Source organism: Actinophytocola sp. (genome assembly GCF_036402745.1).
Taxonomy (GTDB): domain Bacteria; phylum Actinomycetota; class Actinomycetes; order Mycobacteriales; family Pseudonocardiaceae; genus Actinophytocola.
Genome location: NZ_DASWSJ010000165.1, coordinates 1 through 20033, shown reverse-complemented (window position 1 = coordinate 20033; position 20033 = coordinate 1). Strand labels below are relative to the sequence as shown.

The following is a 20033-nucleotide window of genomic DNA, read 5'->3' as shown; positions in this document are numbered from 1 at the left end:
ATCTCCAACGCGAACCCGGACCAGATCCGGCTCGCCAACGACATCCTCGGCGGGCGGCTGGTGAGCGTGCAGAACCAGTTCTCGCCGGCGTTCCGCTCCAGCGAGCCCGAGCTCGAGCTGTGCACCGAGCTCGGCGTCGCGTTCCTGCCGTGGAGCCCGTTCGGCGGCATCTCGCGCGCCGGCGACCTCGGCTCGCACTTCGGCGCCTTCGCGGAGGTCGCCGAGGCGCACGGGGTGAGCCCGCAGCAGGTCTGCCTCGCGTGGATGCTGGCGAAATCTCCCACGATGGTCCCGATTCCCGGCTCGTCGCGTCCGGAAACCATCCGTGACTCGGTCAAAGCGATAGACCTGACCCTGTCCGCCGACGAGATCACCCGGCTCGACTCCGCCCGCTAGGACCTCTGCCAGACTCGACCGGTGGAGTTCGGGCTGCTGGGACCGGTGGTAGCCCGGCACAACGGGGTGGCGGTGCCGGCCGGCAGCGGCCGTGAGCGCTTCGTGCTGGCCACGTTGCTGCTCAACGCGGGCCGGCTCACCTCGCTCGACCGGCTGGTCGACGCGTTGTGGGACGACCCGCCGAGCACGGCCCGCGCCCAGGTGCACAACGTGATCAGCAGCATGCGCCGGCGGCTGCGCGGCTACGACAGCACGGCGGGCGACGACCTGATCCTCACCCGGGCGACCGGCTACGAGCTGCGGCTCGGCGACCACGACCTGGACGTGCTGCGGTTCCGCGCGCTGGTGGCGGCCGGCCGGCGGGCCGGCGTCGCCGGCGACCCGGCCCGGTCCGCCGACCTGCTGGCCGACGCGCTCGCGTTGTGGCGCGGGCCGGCGCTCGCCGACGTCGCCGACGAGCTGGCCGAGCCGATCCGCCAGGTGCTGCACGAGGAGCGGCTCGCCGCCGCCGAGGCCCGGCTCGACGCGCAGTTCGCGCTCGGCCGGTTCGAGGACGTGCTGGGCGAGGTCGACCCGCTGCTGGCCGAGCACCCGTACCGGGAGCGGCTGCACGAGCTGCGGATGTCCGCGCTCGACGCGGCCGGCCGGCGGGCCGACGCGCTGGCCGCGTACCGCCGGCTCTACCGCCGCCTCGCCGACGACCTCGGCGTCGAGCCCGGCGCGCCGCTGCGCGAGCTGGAGCGGCGGATCCTGCGCGGCGAGGGCGCCACCCCCGCCGGCCGGCCCACGCCTCGCCAGCTGCCGGCGGCGACGTCGGTGCTCACCGGGCGGGACAAGCTGATCGGCGAGATCTGCGCCGAGCTCACCCGCGACGACGAGACCGCGGGCCTGGTCCGGGTGCTCGTCGGGCCAGGCGGGGTGGGCAAGACCACGCTGGCGCTGGCGGCCGCGCACCGGCTCGCCGAGTCGTTCCCGGACGGCCAGCTCTTCGCCGACCTGCGCGGCACCCACGACCAGCCGGCCGACCCGCACACCGTGCTCGGCCGGCTGCTGCGCACGCTCGGCGTCGACGCGCCCAGCCTGCCCGACGACCGCGACGAGCGGGTCTCCGTCTACCGCAGCATGCTCGCCGAGCGGCGGATGCTCGTCGTGCTCGACGACGCGGGCGGCGAGGAGCAGGTCCGCCCGCTGCTGCCCACGACCGCCGGCTCGCGGGTGCTCGTGACCTCGCGGCGCCAGCTCGGCGCGCTCGTCGGCGCGGCCCGCTGGTCGATCCCGGTGCTGGCCGAGGACGACGCGGTGGCGTTGCTCGCCGCGGTGATCGGCGCCGAGCGCGCGTCCGCCGAGCCGGACGCCGCGGCCGAGGTCGTCCGGCTGTGCGGGAGCCTGCCGCTCGCGGTCTGCGTGGCCGCGGCCCGGCTCGCCGTCCATCCCGAGTGGACACTCGACGACTTCCGCCGGCGGCTCGCCCAGCAGTGGGGCCGGCTCGACGAGCTGGCGGTCGGCGACCTGAACGTGCGGGCCAGCATCGAGCTGAGCTACCAGGCACTCGACCCGGAGCTGCGCCGCCTCCTGCGCAGGCTGGGGCTCGGGCACGCCACGAACTGGCCGGCGTGGGTCGCCCAGGAGCTGGTGGGCGAGCCGGCCGTCGGGCGGGTCGAGCGGATGCTGGACCGGCTCGTCGAGGTGCACCTGATCGAGCCGGCCGGGCGGGACGCGGTGGGCCAGTCGCGTTACCAGCTGCACGACCTGATCCGCGACTTCGCCACCGAGCGGGCGGCCGCCGAGGAGCCCGAGGAGGAGCGCAGCACGGCGGTGTCCCGCGTGCTGTCCGGCTGGCTCGCGCTCGCCGGCGAGGCCGACCAGCGCGCCGAGCACCACACGATCTACAGCGCGGGCCTCGCCGAGGTCGCCGCGCGGGTGCCGGCCGGACCGGCCCGCGAGCAGCCGCGCGCGTGGCTGGAGACCGAGCGGCAGAGCCTGTCCACGGCCATCGAGCAGGCCGCCGCCGAGGGGCACGCGGAGCTGGCCGGCGAGCTGGCGCTGCGCGTGTCGGGCTTCCTCACGCTGCGCGCCTACGACGACGAGCGGGAGCAGGCGCTGCGGGTGGCGGCCGCGGCCTTGCGCACGCACGGCCCGGAACCGTTGCTGCTCAAGGTGTTGCAGGCGCTGTTCGGGGTGCACGCGCAGCTCGCCCGGATCGTCGACATGGCGTCGGTGGCCACCGAGGCGCTGGACTTGGCCCGCGCGCTCGGCGACCACACCCGGTTCGTCCGCTCGCTGCTGCACGCCGGCCTCGCGGTCCGCCGCCTCGGCCGGCTCGGCGAGGCGGAGCGGATGTTCGACGAGGCGCTGGCCGCCGTCGAGCCGGACGACCCCGGCACCGTGCGGGCGTCGCTGCTGATCAACCGGGCCGAGGTGGACCGCGACCGGGGCGCGCCGGAGCCCGCGCTGCCGCTGGTCGAGCGGGCGCTGGAGGTGCGCCGTGGCGCGGACAACCCCCGGCTCACCGCGCAGAACCTGATCATCTACGGCTACACCCTGATCGACGCCGGCCGCCTCGACGACGCCGTGGCCGCGCTCGACGAGGCCGAGGAGATCACCCGCGGGCTGGGTGACGACCTGCACACCACCTACGTCGAGCAGACCCGCGCCGACATCGACGTCCGGCGTGGCGACTGGGCGGCCGCGCAGGAGCGGCTCGACCGGGCGCTGCCGATGTTCGAGTCGCTCAACAACAAGGACGGGATCGCCGAGGCGCTGCGCTCGCGCGGTGAGCTGGCGCTGGCCCGCGGCGGGCCGGCCGAGGCCGTCGGGCCGCTCGAGCAGGCGCTCGCGATCTGGCGGCAGCTCACCGCACCCCTGGAGGAGGCGCGGCTGCTGGCCCGGCTGGCGCTCGCGCACGCCGCACTCGGCGAGGACGCGGCGGCGGGCGCGCGCCGCGCGGAGTGCCGGCAGATCGTCGACGGGCTCGGGCTCACCGACGCCTGCCTGCGCCTTCCCGGTCTGTGAGGCAGGAACCGGTCAGCTCGGTTGCCGGCGGTAACGCTCTGAATGACGCTGTTTGACATTCCCGGCCGACATTCGGAAAGGAAGTCACACATGCAGCGTCGAACCGCGCTCGCCGCACTCTGCGCCGCCACGGTGCTGGTGGCCACCGCGGCGGGCCTGGCCACAGCCGTCCCCGAGCAACCCGCGGCGCCAGCCACGGCAGCCGCCCGCTACGACTGGGGCACCCCGCTGCCGGAGTGGTCCGACGAGTTCGACTACGGCTCCGAGGCGAGCCCCGCCGTGCCCGACCAGGCCAAGTGGAGCCTCGCCGGCGGTGGCGCCGGCCAGTGCTGGCCGGGGCACGCGGGCAACGGGCGGCGCTGCGACAAGAACACCCGGGTGGTCGGCGGCCTGCTGCGCCAGACCGGCGAGGCCAACGGCGACTCCGGCTGGCTCGCGTCCAAGTTCGGCCAGCGGTACGGCCGCTGGGAGGCGCGGGTCCGCTCGCAGCCGACGGGCGAGGACAACGGCAGGCAGTACCACCCGCTGCTGATCCTGTGGCCGGACTCCGACGCCTGGCCCGAGGACGGCGAGTACGACTACCTGGAGAACGGCGCGCCCGGCGAGGGCTGCGCGGAGGCCTTCATCCACTACCCGCACGACGCGAACGCGCCGGTGCAGCAGGAGTTCGCCCAGCGGTGCGGGGTCGACCTGACCCAGTGGCACAACATCGGCATCGAGTGGACGCCCGACCACGTGAAGGGCTTCGTGGACGGCGTCGAGTGGTTCAGCTTCTCCGGCGGCGCCAACGACGTCCGCCAGTGCATCCAGTGCGCGCCGTCGATGCACCAGACCATCCAGCTGGACAACTTCTACGGCGGCAACCTGCAGCCCGCGGCCTACGAGATCGACTGGGCCCGGGTGTACACAGTGGACGGTGTGTAACGCGTCGTCGGCTGGGTCGCCCGGATGAGGGCCCGCAGCTCGGCGAGGTCGCCGCCGACCGCGCCGAGCGCGCGGGCCTGCACCAGCACGTTGCCCAGCGCCGTGGCCTCGACCGGGCCGGCGACCACCGGCAGCCCGCAGGCGTCCGCGGTCAGCTGGCACAGCAACGTGTTCCGCGCTCCCCCGCCGACCACGTGCACGACGTCGACCTCGCGCCCGGACAGCTCCTGGGCCGCCTCGACGGCCCGCCGGTGGGCCTGCGCGAGACTGTCCACAATGCACCGGACGGTCTCCGCGCGGGTCGCCGGCTCGGGGTGGCCGGCCCGCCGGCACGCGCCGGCGATCCGTGCCGGCATGTCGCCGGGCGGCAGGAACACCGGGTCGTCCGGGTCGATGACGGCCTTCGCCGGCAGGGTCGCGGCCTCGGCGAGCAGCGCGGCCTGGTCGGCGTCGGGCCAGGCCCGCAGGCATTCCTGGAGCAGCCACAGGCCCATCACGTTGCGCAGGTACCGAACCGTGCCGTCGACGCCCAGCTCGTTGGTGAAGTTGGCCCGCCTGCTGGCCTCGGTGAGCACCGGCGCGGCCAGCTCGACGCCGACCAGTGACCAGGTGCCGCAGGAGATGTAGGCGAACCGCTCGTTCGCCGCGGGCACGCCGGCCACGGCCGAGGCGGTGTCGTGCGAGCCGACCGCGATCACCGGCGTGCCGCCGAGGTCCGCGGCCGGGCCGATCACCGTGCCGGGCGCACGCAGCGGCGCCAGCAGCGCGGGGTCGACGCCGATCCGCTCGACCAGCTCGGTCGCCCACGTCCGCGTCCGCACGTCGAGCAGCTGGGTGGTCGACGCGTTCGTCAGCTCGGCGCCGACCTCCCCGGTCAGCCAGTACGCCAGCAGGTCCGGCACGAGCAGGAGGCGGCGCGCCACCCCCAGACGCGCGCCGCCTCGCTCGGCCACCAGCTGGTGGATCGTGTTGAACGGCAGGAACTGCAGGCCGGTGGTGGCGTAGAGGCCGGCCTCGCCGAGCCGGGCCGCGGTCTCGGCCGCGCCCTCGGTACGGCTGTCGCGGTAGTGCACGGGGTTGCCGAGCAGCGCGCCGTCGGCGTCGAGGAGCCCGTAGTCGACGGCCCAGGAGTCGATGCCGACGCCGTCGAGCCGGCCGGCCGCCCGCAGGCCGGCGAGCGTCTCGCGGTAGAGGCTCAGGATGTCCCAGTGCAGCGTGTCCCGGGTGCGCACCGGCCGGTTGGCGAAGCGGTGGACCTCGGTGAGCGTCAGCTCGCCCGCGCCGACCCGCCCGAGCATCACCCGCCCGCTCGCCGCGCCCAGGTCGGCCGCGGCGACCCGGACGGTCCGCGCTCCGGTCATCTCAGGAACGCCGCCGCGACGCCCGCGTCGACCGGCACGTGCAGGCCGGTGGTGAGCGACAGGTCCCCGGCGGTGAGCGCGACCACCGCCGCGGCGACGTGCTCGGGCAGCACCTCGCGCTTGAGCAGCGTGCGCTGGGCGTAGAACGCGCCGAGGTCCTCCTCGGCCACGCCGTACACGGCGGCCCGCTGCGCGCCCCAGCCGCCGGCGAAGATGCCGGAGCCGCGGACGACGCCGTCCGGGTTGATGCCGTTGACCCGGATGCCGTGCTCCCCCAGCTCGGCGGCGAGGAGGCGGACCTGGTGGGCCTGGTCGGCCTTCGCGGCGCCGTACGCGACGTTGTTGGGGCCGGCGAAGACCGCGTTCTTGCTGGAGATGTAGACGAGGTCGCCGCCGATGCCCTGCTCGATCATCACCCGGGCGGCCTCGCGCGAGACGAGGAAGGAGCCCTTGGCCATCACGTCGTGCTGGCGGTCCCAGTCGGCCTCGGTGGTCTCCAGCAGCGGCTTGGAGATCGACAGGCCGGCGTTGTTGACCACGAGGTCGACGCCGCCGTAGGCGAGCGCGGCCTGGCGGAACGCGGCGGCGACGGCGTTCTCGTCGGTGACGTCGACCGTGACCGCCAGCCCGCCGATCTCGCCGGCGACGGTCCGCGCGGCGGCGGTGTCGCGGTCGGCGACGACCACGCAGGCGCCCTCGGCGGCGAGCCTGCGGGCGGTGGCCCGGCCGATGCCCGAGCCGCCGCCGGTCACCAGCGCGACCCGGGCCGCGAACGGCCTGGCCGGTGGCAGCCGCCGGAGCTTGGCCTCCTCGAGCGCCCAGTACTCGATCCGGAACTTCTCGCGTTCCTCGATGGGCGCGTAGGTGGAGACGGACTCGGCGCCCCGCATCACGTTGACGGCGTTGACGTAGAACTCGCCGGCGACGCGGGCGGTCTGCGCGTCCTTGCCGAAGCTGAACATGCCGACGCCGGGTACGAGGACGATCGCGGGGTCGGCGCCGCGCATCGGTGGGGTGTCCGCGTCGGCGTAGCGCTCGTAGTAGGCGCGGTAGTCCGCGCGGTACTGCTCGTGCAGCTCCCCGAGCCTGCTCAGCAGCCGTTCGAGCGGCTCGGTCGGCGCGACGTCGAGGACGAGCGGGCGGACCTTGGTGCGCAGGAAGTGGTCCGGGCAGGAGGTGCCCTTCGCGGCCAGCTCGGGGAGCTTGGCGCGGGCGAGGAAGTCGAGGACGCCGGCGCTGTCGGTGAAGTGGCCGATCTGCGGGCGGTCGGTGGAGGCGAGGCCGCGGATGGCCGGCGCGAGGCGGGCGGCGAGCAGGTGCCGTTCGGCCGGTTCGAGGGTCTCGGTCGTGACCTCGCCGAACGGGTCCGGGCGGCCGTGCTCGTCGAGGAACCGTTGGGCCGTCTCGATGATCTCGCGGGAGTTGGCCTCGCACTCGTCGCTGCTGGCGCCCCACGCGGTGATGCCGTGCCCGCCGAGGATCACGCCGATGGCCTGCGGGTTGTCGCGCCTGACGGCCGCGATGTCGAGCCCGAGCCGGAAACCCGGGCGGCGCCAGGGCACCCAGAGGACCCGGTCGCCGAAGCACTGCTTCGTGAGCGCGGGCCCGTCGGCGGCGGTGGCGAGCGCGATGCCGGCGTCGGGGTGGAGGTGGTCGACGTGCGGTGCGTCGACGAGCCCGTGCATGGCGGTGTCGATCGAGGGCGCGGCGCCGCCCTTGCCGTGCAGGCAGTAGTCGAACGCGGCGACCATCTCGTCCTCGCGGTCGACACCGGGGTAGACGTCCTGGAGCGCGCGGAGCCGGTCGAGCCGCAGGACGGCAAGCCCCTGCTCGGTCAGCGTGCCGAGGTCGCCGCCGGACCCCTTGACGTAGAGGAGGTCGACGTCGGTCCCGGTGACGGGGTCGGGGGCGGTGGCCTTGGCGGAGGTGTTGCCACCGGCGTAGTTGGTGTTACGCGGATCCGCGCCGAGCCGGTTGCTGCGCCGCACGAGCGCCCCGACCTCGACGGATGCCGGCTTGAACGTTTCAACCATCGTGGCCCAGCATGCTGTCGCCGCCCGAGGGGTGTCAAGGACCGTCCCCGTGAAGCGTCAGCGGCGGACCCGGGTCGAGGCGCGGACCACCAGCTCCGGCCGGAAGCGGACCTGCTCGTGCACGTGCCCCGCGCCGCCGGCGGCCTCCTCGAACAGCAGGCGCGCGGCCGTGCGGCCGAGCAGCTCGCGCGGCTGCCGCACCGAGGTCAGGGGCACCGCGGCCGCCTCGGCGAACTCGATGTCGTCGTAGCCCACGACCGCGAGGTCCGCCGGCACCGACCTGCCCAGCCGGGTCATCGCCTGCAGCAGGCCGAGCGCGAGCAGGTCGTTGGCGCAGAAGGCGGCCGTCGGGCGGGTGGCGGCGGGCAGGCCGGCGAGCCGCTCCCCGGCGCGCCGGCCCTCGGCGACCTGCAGGGCCTCGGTCTCGAGCAGCACCAGCGCCGACGAAGGGCGACCGGCAGCGGCGAGGGCCCGCAGCGCGCCCCGGTACCGGTCGCGCACCTGGGGCACCGACCGCGGGCCGCCGACGAACGCGACGCGCTCGTGGCCGGCCTCCAGCAGGTGGGTCAGCGCGAGCTCGCCACCGAGCTCGTCGTCGACCGCGACCGAGCACCACGTCGCGTCCGGCGCCTGGCAGTCGACGAGCACGACCGGGGTGCCGCGGCCGGGCATCTCCGCGAGCTGCGCGCCGCGCGGGTCGATCGGGGTGATCAGCACGCCCTGCACCCGCTGCTCGCGCAGCCGCTCGAGGTACTCGCGCTCGCGGGCGGCGTCCTGGTTGCTGTTGCAGAGGTAGACGGCGATGTCCTCGGCGCGGGCGGCGTCCTCGACCCCGCGGGCGACGTCGTTGAAGAACGGGTTGGCCGCGTCCATCACGACGTAGGCGATGGTCCGGCTCCGCCCGGCCCGCAGCTGCCGCGCGGTCTCGTTGCGCACGAACCCCAGCTCGTCGATCGCCACCCGCACCCGCCGCCGGGTGGCCTCGCTGACGAGCTGCGGCCGGTTGAGCACATTGGACACGGTGCCGACGGACACGCCCGCGAGCGCGGCCACGTCCTTCATCCCCGGCGCACCGCTGGCCATCGACCCTCCCCGCCACCGCTCACTGGCGAAAGGCTAGATCAGATCCGGCCACCCGGCGTAGCGGCGCACTCGGGACTCAGTGCGCCGCGGCGGCGCTCTCCTCCGCGCGGGCCAGCAGCAAGGTCCGCTCGCGCTCGTTGCGCGTCAGCCCGGCCGCGCGGCTGAACTCGTCGCGCGCCTCCGCGTGCCGGTCCAGCTTCGCCAGCAGGTCACCGCGCACGCTCGGCAGCAGGTGGTAGTTCTTCAGCGACGGCTCCTGGTTCAGCTCGTCCACGATCTCCAGGCCGATCTCCGGGCCGAACGCCATCGACAGCGCCACCGCCCGGTTCAGCTCGATCACCGGCGACGGCACCAGCTGCACCAACCGCGCGTACCGGGCCGCGATCCGCGCCCAGTCCGTCTCCTCCGGGGTCCGCGCCCGCGCGTGGCACGCCGCGATCGCCGCCTGCAGCTCGTACGGCCCGGCCTCCCCGGGCAACGCGGCGGCACGGTCGAGGGCGGCGAGGCCGCGGCGGATCAGCAGCCGGTCCCACCGCGCGCGGTCCTGGTCGAACAGCAGCACCGGCTCGCCGTCCGGACCCAGCCGGGCCCGCGCGCGGGACGCCTGGATCTCCATCAGCGACACGAGCCCGTGCACCTCGCGCTCCCGCGGGACGAGCTCGGCCAGGATCCGGCCCAGCCGCAGCGCGTCCTCGCACAGCGTCGGGCGCATCCAGTCCGACCCGCCGGTGGCCGAGTAGCCCTCGTTGAACACCAGGTACACGACCTCGAGGACGGACGACAGCCGCGAGGTCAGCTCGTCGCCGGACGGGACCTCGAACGGGATCTTCTTCTGCGCCAGCGTCCGCTTCGCCCGCACGATCCGCTGCGAGATCGTCGAGTCCGGCACCAGGAACGCGCGCGCGATCTCCTCGGTGGTGAGCCCGCCGAGCAGCCGCAGCGTCAGCGCCACCCGCGCCTCGGTCGACAGCACCGGGTGGCAGGAGATGAACACCAGCCGCAGCATGTCGTCGCTGATGTTGCTGTCGATGGCGTCGAAGTCGGGCTCGGCCGAGGGCGCATGCCGCGTCTCGAGGTCGCGGCCGATCTCCTCGACCTTGCGCTCGAGGGTCTCCCGCCGGCGGAACTGGTCGATGGCCCGCCGCTTGGCGATGGCCATGAGCCAGGCGCCCGGGTTGTCCGGGACGCCCGACTCCGGCCACTGCTCCAGCGCCGCGACCAGCGCGTCCTGGGCCAGCTCCTCGGCCAGGCCGACGTCGTGCACCATGCGCGTCAGCCCGGCGATGAGCCGGGCCGACTCGATCCGCCAGACCGCGTCGATGGTCCGGTGAGCTTCCAACGTCGCCACGGCGTCATCAGAGCAGCTCGGCCGAACCCGCGGCAACCCGGTTCAGCGCTGGTGCTGCTCGGCGATCGTCTCCTGCATCCGGTCGTGCCGCTCGCGGACGTCCTCGGTGAAGGTCTCGCCCCAGTCCTCGGCCTCGAAGACCTGCCGGATCTCGATCTCGGACTCGATGTCCGGGTCGAAGGGGACCCGCTTGACCCACTCGATGGCCTCCTCGCGGGACTTCACCTCGAGCAGCCAGTAGCCCCCGACCACCTCCTTGGCCTCGGCGAACGGGCCGTCGACCACCGTCGGCTCGCCACCGGAGAACGTGACGAGCGCGCCCTTGCCGGTGTTCAGCAGGCCCGCGGCGTCGAGGAGCACGCCCGCCTTCACCAGCTCCTCGTTGTACTTCGCCATGGCGGCGAACAGCTCGGTGTCGCCCGGCGCACCCCCCTCGTAGGACTCGTCACCCTTGACCAGAATCATGAACCGCATCGCGTCGTCTCCTCTCGGTCAGTTCGGTGGGTTATCGCGCAGCTTGGCGAGCAGGTCGCGCTCCTGCTCCCGCAGCTCCGGGGAGAACTCGTCGCCGAAGTCGTCCGGCCCCGCCACCTGCCGGATCTCGATCGACACGTTGCCGCCGCCGTCGGCCTTCGGCCACTTCCGGACCCACTCGATCGCGTCGGCGAGCGAGCCGACCTCGATCATGCTGTAGCCCGCGATCAGCTCCTTGGCCTCGGCGAACGGCCCGTCGATCACGGTGGGCTTCCCTCTGCCGAACCGCACCTTCGCGCCCTTCGAGCTGGGCTGCAGGCCGGCCCCGTCGAGCATGACGCCGGCCTTCACCAGCTCCTCGTTGTACTTCGCCATGGCGTCGAACAGCTCGGCGCTCGGCGGCACGTTCGCCTCGGTCTCCTCGTCCGCCCTGCGGATGATCATGAAGCGCACAGTCGTTACCCCTTCCGGTCGGCGGTCAACCTAGCCGCTGCGAACGCGTCGAACGAGTCCCCAGAGAATCGACACGGCCGCTCGAGTTTTCTTCACCACCCGCCGCCCGGTGCGCCCGGCCGGCCACCATGCGCAGGTGGTCGACCAGCTCGGGAGGCTCGTGCACCGCCACCTCGCAGCCCAGCGTGAGCAGGCGGAACGCCAGCCACTCCAGCGTGTCCTCGGCACTCTCCCACCGGCATCGCCCGCCGTCGAGCGGTGTGGACTCACCGCCGAGATGCGCCGGTGCGGCCGGCAGGTCCAGCGTGGCCACGGCCCGGTAGGTCGGCGCCCCCGAGTACATCTTCGACGTCACGAACGCGGCCGGGTCCTTCTCCGGCAGCTCGCGCGGCACCGCGCGGGCGCCGGTCGCCACGAGCGAGCTCAGCCGGTCCACCCGGTAGATCCGCCAGTCGTCGCGGTCGGTGTCGAAGCCGACGAGGTACCAGCGGCGGCCGGCGGTGACCAGCCGGAGCGGCTCGACCAGCCGACGGCTCTCCACGCCGTCGCCGGTGAGGTAGCCGAACCGGACCCGCTCGTGGTTGGCGATCGCGGCGGCCAGCAGCGTCAGGTGGGCCGGGTCGACGGCCGGGGTCTCGGCGCTGCGCAGCGGCACGGTCGCCGCACCGAGCGCGCCCACGCGGTAGCGCAGCCGGGACGGGAGCACCTGCTCCAGCTTGGTGAGCGCGCGGACCGACGCCTCCTCGATGCCGGCCACCGCCTGCCCCGCCGACGCGCGCAGGCCGACCGCGATGGCCACCGCCTCCTCGTCGTCGAGCAGCAGCGGCGGCATCGCGGTGCCCGCCACCAGCCGGTATCCGCCCTCGGCCCCCATCGTGGCGTGCACCGGGTAGCCGAGGTCGCGCAGCCGCTCGACGTCGCGGCGGACCGTGCGCGCGCTGACCTCCAGCCGGCGGGCGAGCTCGCTGCCGGGCCACTCGCGCGGGGTCTGGAGCAACGACAGCAGCGCGAGGAGCCGGGCGGACGGGTCGCTCATGGGTTCCAGAATGCCAGCCATCTAGGACACGATCCGACCTACATGGCCGTTAGCGTCTGCGTCATGAAGACGATCCCGGACGGCTACACGACCGTCACGCCGTGGCTGATCAGCAAGGACACCAACCAGGAGCTCGAGTTCATCCGGGCCGCGTTCGGCGGCGAGGAGCTGGCGCGGGTGCAGAGCGAGGACGGCAGCATCGGGCACGCGGAGACCCGGATCGGCGACGCCGTCGTCATGCTGTTCGACGCGCCGGCCGACTGGCCGCCGACGCCGTGCTTCCTGCGCCTCTACGTCGAGGACGCCGACGAGACCTACCGGCGCGCGCAGGCGGCGGGCGCCGAGCCGGTGACCGAGCCGACCGAGCTGTTCTGGGGCGACCGGGTCGGCCGGGTCCGCGACCCGCTGGGCAACCTGTGGTGGATCCAGCAGCGGGTGGCCGAGCCGACCCCCGAGGAGCTGGCCGAGCGCGCCACGCGCCCGGAGTTCGTGGAGGCGATGCGCTATGTGCAGAGCGGCGAGCTGATCCGCTCATGACGACGCCGGCCTGGGCCGAGGTGTGTGCCCGCCGGCGGACACGCCCAGCGGCCCTGTGGACAACTCCCCGGCTGTGTCGGCCGCCGCCCCTAGAATCGCCGCGTGACCCTCCCCGACAGTGACATCGACACTGCGACCCAGGCCACGACCCAGGCCACCGTCGACACCCTGCGCCGCGTGTTCGGCTACGACAGTTTCCGGGGCGACCAGCAGGAGATCATCGACCACGTGGTCGGCGGCGGGGACGCGCTCGTCCTCATGCCCACCGGCGGCGGCAAGTCGCTCTGCTACCAGATCCCCGCGCTGGTCCGCGACGGCGTCGGCATCGTCGTCTCGCCGCTCATCGCGCTCATGCAGGACCAGGTCGACGCGCTCACCGCGCTCGGCGTGCGGGCCGGCTTCCTCAACTCCACGCAGGACTTCGGGCAGCGCCGCGAGGTCGAGGCCGCGTTCCTGTCCGGCGAGCTCGACCTGCTCTACCTCGCGCCGGAGCGGCTGAAGGTCGAGTCCACGCTGCGGCTGCTCGACCGGGGCACCATCGCGCTCTTCGCCATCGACGAGGCACACTGCGTCGCCCAGTGGGGCCACGACTTCCGGCCCGACTACCTCACCCTGTCCGCGCTGCACGAACGCTGGCCCACGGTCCCCCGCATCGCGCTCACCGCCACCGCGACGGCGGCCACCCGCGCCGAGATCGCCAGCCGGCTCAACCTCGAGGACGCCCGGCACTTCGTGTCGAGCTTCGACCGGCCCAACATCCAGTACCGGATCGTGTCCAAGAACAGGCCGGAGCAGCAGCTGCTGGAGCTGCTCACCACGGAGCACAAGGGCGACGCGGGCATCGTCTACTGCCTGTCCCGCGCGTCCACCGAGCGCACCGCCGCGTTCCTCACCCAGAACGGCATCGAGGCGCTGCCCTACCACGCGGGGCTCGACGCCCGCACCCGCGCCACGAACCAGTCCCGGTTCCTGCGGGAGGACGGCCTGGTCATCGTCGCCACCATCGCATTCGGCATGGGCATCGACAAGCCGGACGTGCGCTTCGTCGTGCACCTCGACCTGCCGAAGTCGGTCGAGGGCTACTACCAGGAGACCGGCCGCGCGGGCCGCGACGGGCTCGCGTCGACGGCGTGGCTCGCCTACGGCCTGCAGGACGTGGTGCAGCAGCGCAAGATGATCGCCACCTCCGAGGGCGACGACGCGCACCGGCGGCGCCTCGGCGTCCACCTCGACGCGATGCTGGCGCTGTGCGAGACGGTCGAGTGCCGGCGGGTGCAGCTGCTCAACTACTTCGGCCAGCAGGGCGAGCCGTGCGGCAACTGCGACACGTGCCTGTCGCCGCCGGAGTCGTGGGACGGCACGGTCGCGGCGCAGAAGGTGCTGTCCGCGGTCTTCCGGCTCGACCGCGAGCGGCGGCAGAAGTTCGGCGTCGGGCACGTCGTCGACATCCTGCTGGGCCGCACCACCGCCAAGGTCACGCAGTTCAACCACGAGTCGCTCACCGTGTTCGGCGTCGGCACCGAGCTGGCCGAGCAGGAGTGGCGCGGTGTCGTGCGCCAGCTCCTCGCGCAGGGCCTGCTCACCGTCGAGGGCGACCACGGCACGCTGGTCCTCACCGACGCCAGCGCCGAGGTGCTGGCCCGCAAGCGCGAGGTCCGCCTGCGCCACGAGCCGAAGCGGGCCGCGTCGAAGTCGTCCTCGCGCGGCAAGGCCGCGGCCGCCCAGGCCGAGCTGCCGGCCGAGGCCAAGCCCGTCTTCGAGCGCCTCCGCGCCTGGCGGGCCGCCACCGCCAAGGAGCAGGGCGTGCCGGCGTACGTCATCTTCCACGACGCCACGCTGCGCCAGATCGCGACGGAGTCCCCGGCCACCCTCGCCGCGCTGGGGTCGGTCAGCGGCGTCGGCGAGAACAAGCTCGCGAAGTACGGCCAGCAGATCCTCGACGCCCTCGCCGCCTGACCGACGGCGGCGAGGCAACGCCGGCTTCACCTGCTCGGTGACACCGTCTGAAGACGGGCCCGGGCGACGGAGGAGAGCTGGCGTGGTGACGAACATCGTCGGGGTGGTGCTGTTCGCGCTGGGCATCTGCCTGTCGCTGGCGCTGCACGAGGCGGGGCACCTCGTCGCCGCGAAGGCGTTCGGGATGAAGGTGCGGCGCTACTTCGTCGGCATGGGGCGCACGGTGTTCTCCTTCCGGCGCGGCGAGACCGAGTACGGCCTCAAGTGGCTGCCCATCGGCGGGTTCTGCGACATCGCCGGCATGACCACGCTCGACGAGCTCACGCCCGACGAGGAGCGCCGCGCGATGTGGCGGCAGAAGACGTGGAAGCGCACCACGGTCATGCTCGCCGGCCCCATCACGCACTTCTTCCTCGCGTTCGCGATCCTCTATCTGCTCGCCGTGTCGATCGGCCTGCCGAACCTCGCCGAGAAGCCCGTCGTGTCGACCGTCTCCTCCTGCGTCATCGATGCGCGGACCAGCGCGCAGCTCGCCAACCCGACCTGCCCGGCCGGCGCGGTCGGCCCCGCGCAGGCCGCCGGCATCCGCCCCGGCGACGAGATCGTCGGCGTCGGCGGCCACGCCACCCCGACGTGGACCGCGATGGTGGCCGCCGTGCGCGACTCCAGCGGCCCCACCGCGTTCGACGTCCGGCGCGGCGACGAGCGGCTGCGGCTCACCGTCGACGTGCCCCGCGTGGACCGCCCGCTGACCACCACCGGCGGCAAGAACGAGGTCGCCCCGGTCGGCGTCGCCGGGGTGACCGCCGCCCGGTCGTTCGACTACGGCCCGCTCGCCGCGGTGGGCGCCACCGCCTCGTTCTCCGGCGACATGCTGGCCCAGACCGCGACCAAGCTCGTGGAGTTCCCGCAGCGCATCCCGGCGGTCGTCAGCTCGATCTTCGGCGGCCAGCGCGACCCGAACACGCCGGTCAGCGTGGTCGGCGCCAGCCGCATCGGCGGCGACGCGGTCCAGGCCGGCCAGTGGCAGCTGTTCTTCATGCTGCTGGCCGGGCTGAACTTCTTCATGGGCGTGTTCAACCTGCTGCCCCTGCTGCCGATGGACGGCGGCCACATCGCGGTCACCTGGTACGAGCGGGTCCGCAACTGGCTGCGCGAGCGCAGGGGGAAGTCGGCCGCCGCGCCGGTGGACTACACCCGCCTGTCCGCGGTGACCATGGCCCTCGTCCTGGTCGGCGGCGCCGTCATGCTGCTCACCGTGACCGCGGACATCGTCAACCCGATCAGGCTCAGCTAACCGGCGCTTCCTCGTCGTGGACCCGGCCGACGACCCGCCGTCCCGGGTGAGGTAGCCGTCGACCAGACCGGCGGTGCTGTGCGGGGTGGCCAGCAGCCTGTCTCGTAGATGATCGTGTGAAGTCCCGCGCCGACCACCGGAACCTCAGGGGACCGTGACGGCACCCAGCCACCACCCACCCCGACACCCACACCATCCGCCGGAACGCAACGCACACTTTAAATCCCGGGGAGGCGGACTAGGTGAAGTCATGCGCCGACCACCGGAACCTCAGGGGACCGTGACGACACCCAGCCACCATCCACCCCCGATACCCGCACCATTCGCCGGGACGCAACGCACACTTCTAATCCCGGGGAGGCGGACCAGCCGCGCGGCGCCGAGCCGGCCCCGCCGTGCACCGCGAGAACCACCTCGTCGATCGACACGATGATGTGGCTCCTTTACCTTCGGCCACATTCCGGGTATGTCTTGGCCATGTTGCTGCGCCAACTGGAGTACCTGAGCGCGCTGGCGCGTGAGGGTCACTTCGGGCGGGCCGCTGAGGCGTGCCACGTCTCCCAGCCCGCGTTGTCGGCCGCCATCCGCAAGCTCGAGGCCGAGCTGGACGTCCAGATCGTCCAGCGCGGCCAGCGTTTCGAGGGCTTCACCCCGGAGGGCAAGCAGGTCCTCCTCTGGGCCCACCGCATCCTCGCCGAGCAGGACGCCATGCGCCACGAGCTTGCCAGCATGCGCGGCGGCCTCTCCGGCGTGCTGCGCATCGGCGCGATCCCCACCGCGCTCACCGTCGCCTCGCTGCTGACCACACCGATGTCCGAGCAGCACCCGCAGGTGCGCATCTCGATCGAGTCGCTGTCCTCGCGCGAGATCGTGCACCGGCTGGCCGAGTTCGACCTCGACATCGGCATGACCTACGTCGACGGCGAGCCGCTCGGCACCGTCCGCGTCGTCCCGCTCTACCGCGAGCGCTACATGCTCCTCACCCCCGCCGACGGCCCGTTCGCCCACCACGACTCGGTCGGCTGGGAGGAGCTCGCGGACACCCCGCTGTGCATGCTGTCCTCGGTCATGCAGAACCGGCGCATCATCGACCGCAACTTCGCCGAGGCCGGCATCACCGTCACCCCGTCGGTGGAGGCGGACACGGTCTCCGCCATCTACGCCCACGTCGGCACCAAGCGATGGTCCAGCGTCATCGCGCACGCCTGGCTGCACGTGTTCGGCGTGCCGGAGGGCCTGCGGGTGGTCCCGCTCAAGCGACCGCGGCGCGCGCACCAGGTGGGCCTGGTGCTGGCCGACCGCGACCCCGAGCCGATGCTCGCCCGCGCGCTGCTCGACACCACCCACCACGTCGACCTGCAGGCCGAGCTCGACGCGCTGCTCCAGCGCTATCTGGGCTGAGTCACGCGGTATCCGACAAACCAGGCCAAACCCGGACAGGTCACCGTGGGTGATAAACCGTACCTATCGCGTCATCACTCAGAATGTTTTGACCCTCAACCATCCAGCTCAGTAGCGTCCTGCATTACTCGCGCGGGATGCGGCGGCTGCGTCCAATCAGGACTCACGCGGCTCCCACTCCCACCCGGACCGCACACGGAGGTGCGTCTTGGCGCTGTCGTTCCTTGATCGTGAACACACGGTGGCGAGCCCCGGCTACAGCAGATGGCTGATCCCGCCCGCCGCCCTCGCGATCCACCTGTGCATCGGCCAGGCCTACGCCACGAGCGTCTACAAGACCGCGCTCGTGAAGCACTTCGGCACCAACCTCACCGCGATCGGCATCATCTTCTCGATCGCGATCGTGATGCTCGGCGTCTCCGCCGCGGTGATGGGCACCTGGGTGGAGCGGGTCGGCCCGCGGGCGGCGATGTTCACCGCCGCCTGCTTCTGGGCGTCCGGCTTCCTCATCGGCGCGCTCGGCATCGCCACCTCCCAGCTGTGGCTGGTGTACCTGGGCTACGGCTTCATCGGCGGCATCGGGCTCGGCATCGGCTACATCTCGCCGGTGTCCACGCTGATCAAGTGGTTCCCCGACCGGCCGGGCCTCGCCACCGGCATGGCGATCATGGGCTTCGGCGGCGGCGCGCTCATCGCCTCTCCCCTGTCCCGCCAGCTGATGGGGCTCTACGACCCGAGCTACGACTCGTCGGTGGCCTCCTCGGTCGCGTCCGGGAGCGCGGTCGCCAAGCTCTTCCTCACCCTGGGCATCGCCTACTTCCTCGTGATGATGCTGGGCGTGTTCAACGTCAAGGTGCCGCCGCCGGGCTGGAAGCCGGCCGGGTTCGACCCGGCAAAGCTCAAGGCCAAGCCGCTCGTCACCACGTCGAACGTCTCGGCCGGGAACGCGATCAAGACCCCGCAGTTCTGGCTCTTGTGGACGGTCCTGTTCTGCAACGTGACCGCTGGCATCGGCATCCTCGAGCAGGCCAGCCCGATGATCCAGGACTTCTTCCGCACCGGCGACGTGTCCACGGTGGCCGTCGCGTCCGCGACCGCGTTCGTCGGCCTGCTGTCCCTGTTCAACATGGCCGGCCGGTTCGTCTGGTCGTCCACATCGGACTTCCTCGGCCGCAAGCCGACGTACGTCATGTACCTCGGCGTCGGGATGATCTTGTACGTCCTGCTCGCCACGATCGGGCACAGCGCCACCGCGGTGTTCGTCCTGATCTGCGGCGTCATCATCTCCTTCTACGGCGGCGGGTTCGCCACCGTGCCGGCCTACCTGCGCGACCTGTTCGGCACCTACCAGGTCGGCGCCATCCACGGCCGGCTGCTCACCGCGTGGTCGGCCGCCGGCGTCGCCGGGCCGCTGATCATCAACGGCTTCCTCGACGCGCAGGGCAAGCCGGGCGAGCTGGTGTACACCGACTACCGGCCGGCGCTGTTCACGATGGTCGGCGTGCTCGCGATCGGCTTCGTCGCGAACCTGCTGATCCGCCCGGTCGCCGACCGGTTCCACGAGACCGCGGACCACACCGACGCGTTCCACGAGGCGGGCGCCGCCGGGTCCACATCGGACGAGACCAGCCCGACGGGGCGGAGGTGAACATGTCCCAGCCCGAGTCCTCGGCACCGTCGTCCCAGACCGTGCGGTTGGTCGTCTCCTGGCTGATCGTCGGCATCCCGCTGATCTACGGCCTGTACCAGACCATCAAGTCCGTCCTCCCCCTGTTCGGCGGCTGACCCCTGTTCGGCGGCCGGCCCCTGTTCGGCGGCTGACCAGACCCTCGACGCCGGCGCGCATGCCGTCGGCGTCGAGCTCGTCGCCGGTCACCAGCGCCTGCAGCAGCGCGCCGTCCACCAGCGCGGCGAGCGCGAACCCGCGCGCCGGGCCGCCGGCGAACCGCGCGCAGAGGCCACGCAGCCCGTCGATCCAGAGTTGGGCCACCGGCCGCAGCTCCGGCGTGCGCGTCGCGGCGAGGCAGAGCTCGTACTCGAGCAGCGCCTGCTCGCGGTTGTCGAGGTAGCGGCGGGCCAGCTCGACGAACGTGGTGGGCAGGTCCTGGCTCGCGAGGAGCTGGTCCGCCCACGCCTCCAGGTGTCCCCGCGCGGTCTCGGTCGCCTCCCGCAGCGCGGCCGAGACGAGGTCGTCCAGCGTCGGGAAGTAGTAGGTGGTGGAGCCGAGCGGGACCCCCGCCCGCGCCGCGATCCGCCGGTGCGTCACCTGCCCGACGCCCACCTCCGCGATCTCCTGCACCGCGGCCCGCACGATCGCCTGCCGCCGCCCCGCCGGGTCGCGTCGCGCGGTCAATGCGCCACCCCGCCCAGGTTGAGCGTCACCACGCCGCCGATCACCAGCAGCACGCCGGCGATCCTGGTGAGGCTGACCGACTCGTGGAGGAACACCACGCCGATCGCGAAGATCGCCGCGGTGCCGAGCCCGGACCACATCGCGTAGGCGACGCCGACCGGCACGTCGCGCACGACCACGGCCAGCAACGCGAACGCGGCCGCGTAGGCGGCGAGGCAGCCGACCGTCGGCCACAGTCTCGTGAACCCGTCGGTGAACCTGAGCAAGCTGGTTCCGGCCACCTCGACGGCGATGGCCAGGAACAGGTACACGTACGGCACGGCTCCTCCTCGTGTACATCTGTACATGGACAAATGTACAGCACGGGCG

The 20033-nt window shown here is 73.0% G+C and carries 18 protein-coding genes; 9 read left to right on the top strand and 9 right to left on the bottom strand.

The genetic code is table 11. The features are described from left to right. The 3 genes from VGD70_RS16515 to VGD70_RS16505 all read left to right on the top strand — a co-directional run. A partial coding sequence (locus tag VGD70_RS16515) for an aldo/keto reductase (protein WP_331082348.1) occupies window positions 1-396 on the top strand: 396 nt, incomplete at its 5' end. Window positions 397-417: 21 nt separating this feature from the next. Then, the gene (locus VGD70_RS16510) at window positions 418-3408 is read left to right on the top strand and encodes an AfsR/SARP family transcriptional regulator (protein ID WP_331082347.1); all 2991 of its coding nucleotides are present in this window, start codon (window positions 418-420) and stop codon (window positions 3406-3408) included. 90 nt (window positions 3409-3498) lie between these two features. Then, entirely contained in the window at window positions 3499-4332 is an 834-nt protein-coding gene (locus VGD70_RS16505; protein WP_331082346.1) for a glycoside hydrolase family 16 protein, read from the top strand. Here VGD70_RS16505 and VGD70_RS16500 read toward each other — a convergent pair. From VGD70_RS16500 to VGD70_RS16470, 7 genes are all read right to left on the bottom strand, one after another. Beyond that, on the bottom strand, window positions 4287-5693 hold the full coding sequence (locus VGD70_RS16500; protein WP_331082345.1) for a rhamnulokinase family protein: 1407 nt from the start codon (window positions 5691-5693) through the stop codon (window positions 4287-4289). The genes VGD70_RS16505 and VGD70_RS16500 overlap by 46 nt on opposite strands. Further along, entirely contained in the window at window positions 5690-7726 is a 2037-nt protein-coding gene (locus VGD70_RS16495) for a bifunctional aldolase/short-chain dehydrogenase (protein WP_331082344.1), read from the bottom strand. Before VGD70_RS16495 ends, VGD70_RS16500 begins: the two co-directional genes overlap by 4 nt. A gap of 57 nt (window positions 7727-7783) precedes the next feature. Beyond that, window positions 7784-8809 (bottom strand): LacI family DNA-binding transcriptional regulator, encoded by a 1026-nt coding sequence (locus VGD70_RS16490; protein WP_331082343.1) that lies wholly within the window; start codon window positions 8807-8809, stop codon window positions 7784-7786. Window positions 8810-8885: 76 nt separating this feature from the next. Next, window positions 8886-10157: an RNA polymerase sigma factor gene (locus VGD70_RS16485; protein WP_331082342.1), complete on the bottom strand. Its 1272-nt coding sequence runs from the start codon at window positions 10155-10157 to the stop codon at window positions 8886-8888. Window positions 10158-10199: 42 nt separating this feature from the next. Next, complete coding sequence (locus tag VGD70_RS16480) at window positions 10200-10631, bottom strand: YciI family protein (RefSeq protein ID WP_331082341.1); 432 nt, start codon at window positions 10629-10631, stop codon at window positions 10200-10202. An 18-nt stretch (window positions 10632-10649) separates the two neighbouring features. Continuing rightward, on the bottom strand, window positions 10650-11075 hold the full coding sequence (locus VGD70_RS16475; protein WP_331082340.1) for a YciI family protein: 426 nt from the start codon (window positions 11073-11075) through the stop codon (window positions 10650-10652). Between the two features lie 34 nt (window positions 11076-11109). After that, window positions 11110-12120 carry a helix-turn-helix transcriptional regulator gene (locus VGD70_RS16470; RefSeq protein ID WP_331082339.1) on the bottom strand — a complete coding sequence of 337 codons (1011 nt, stop codon included), beginning with the start codon at window positions 12118-12120 and terminating at the stop codon, window positions 11110-11112. Between the two features lie 63 nt (window positions 12121-12183). Between VGD70_RS16470 and VGD70_RS16465 the strand changes: the two genes are divergently transcribed. The 6 genes from VGD70_RS16465 to VGD70_RS16440 all read left to right on the top strand — a co-directional run bounded on the left by VGD70_RS16465 (window position 12184) and on the right by VGD70_RS16440 (window position 19096). Next, window positions 12184-12657 carry a VOC family protein gene (locus tag VGD70_RS16465; protein ID WP_331082338.1) on the top strand — a complete coding sequence of 158 codons (474 nt, stop codon included), beginning with the start codon at window positions 12184-12186 and terminating at the stop codon, window positions 12655-12657. 123 nt (window positions 12658-12780) lie between these two features. Further along, window positions 12781-14613, top strand: coding sequence for a DNA helicase RecQ (gene recQ / locus VGD70_RS16460; RefSeq protein WP_331082349.1), 1833 nt, complete (start codon window positions 12781-12783; stop codon window positions 14611-14613). Between the two features lie 82 nt (window positions 14614-14695). Beyond that, window positions 14696-15910: a site-2 protease family protein gene (locus VGD70_RS16455; RefSeq protein ID WP_331082337.1), complete on the top strand. Its 1215-nt coding sequence runs from the start codon at window positions 14696-14698 to the stop codon at window positions 15908-15910. Window positions 15911-16387: 477 nt separating this feature from the next. Further along, entirely contained in the window at window positions 16388-17311 is a 924-nt protein-coding gene (locus VGD70_RS16450; RefSeq protein WP_331082336.1) for a LysR family transcriptional regulator, read from the top strand. A 208-nt stretch (window positions 17312-17519) separates the two neighbouring features. After that, window positions 17520-18959 (top strand): OFA family MFS transporter, encoded by a 1440-nt coding sequence (locus VGD70_RS16445; RefSeq protein ID WP_331082335.1) that lies wholly within the window; start codon window positions 17520-17522, stop codon window positions 18957-18959. 2 nt (window positions 18960-18961) lie between these two features. After that, window positions 18962-19096 (top strand): MFS transporter small subunit, encoded by a 135-nt coding sequence (locus VGD70_RS16440; RefSeq protein ID WP_331082334.1) that lies wholly within the window; start codon window positions 18962-18964, stop codon window positions 19094-19096. Here VGD70_RS16440 and VGD70_RS16435 read toward each other — a convergent pair. Both VGD70_RS16435 and VGD70_RS16430 read right to left on the bottom strand, forming a co-directional pair. Beyond that, window positions 19065-19664, bottom strand: a complete 600-nt coding sequence (locus VGD70_RS16435) for a TetR/AcrR family transcriptional regulator (protein WP_331082333.1) — start codon at window positions 19662-19664, stop codon at window positions 19065-19067. The genes VGD70_RS16440 and VGD70_RS16435 overlap by 32 nt on opposite strands. Then, entirely contained in the window at window positions 19661-19984 is a 324-nt protein-coding gene (locus VGD70_RS16430; protein WP_331082332.1) for a multidrug efflux SMR transporter, read from the bottom strand. Before VGD70_RS16430 ends, VGD70_RS16435 begins: the two co-directional genes overlap by 4 nt. Between the last annotated feature and the right edge of the window lie 49 nt (window positions 19985-20033).

What these genes read in the sequence shown, in the direction of transcription:
- VGD70_RS16490 (WP_331082343.1), bottom strand. Translation starts at nt 8,809, where the DNA reads ATGGCCAGCGGTGCGCCGGGGATGAAGGACGTGGCCGCGCTCGCGGGC.
- VGD70_RS16480 (WP_331082341.1), bottom strand. Translation starts at nt 10,631, where the DNA reads ATGCGGTTCATGATTCTGGTCAAGGGTGACGAGTCCTACGAGGGGGGT.
- VGD70_RS16495 (WP_331082344.1), bottom strand. Translation starts at nt 7,726, where the DNA reads ATGGTTGAAACGTTCAAGCCGGCATCCGTCGAGGTCGGGGCGCTCGTG.
- VGD70_RS16505 (WP_331082346.1), top strand. Translation starts at nt 3,499, where the DNA reads ATGCAGCGTCGAACCGCGCTCGCCGCACTCTGCGCCGCCACGGTGCTG.
- VGD70_RS16475 (WP_331082340.1), bottom strand. Translation starts at nt 11,075, where the DNA reads ATGATCATCCGCAGGGCGGACGAGGAGACCGAGGCGAACGTGCCGCCG.
- VGD70_RS16450 (WP_331082336.1), top strand. Translation starts at nt 16,388, where the DNA reads ATGTTGCTGCGCCAACTGGAGTACCTGAGCGCGCTGGCGCGTGAGGGT.
- VGD70_RS16465 (WP_331082338.1), top strand. Translation starts at nt 12,184, where the DNA reads ATGAAGACGATCCCGGACGGCTACACGACCGTCACGCCGTGGCTGATC.
- VGD70_RS16440 (WP_331082334.1), top strand. Translation starts at nt 18,962, where the DNA reads ATGTCCCAGCCCGAGTCCTCGGCACCGTCGTCCCAGACCGTGCGGTTG.
- VGD70_RS16500 (WP_331082345.1), bottom strand. Translation starts at nt 5,693, where the DNA reads ATGACCGGAGCGCGGACCGTCCGGGTCGCCGCGGCCGACCTGGGCGCG.
- VGD70_RS16470 (WP_331082339.1), bottom strand. Translation starts at nt 12,120, where the DNA reads ATGAGCGACCCGTCCGCCCGGCTCCTCGCGCTGCTGTCGTTGCTCCAG.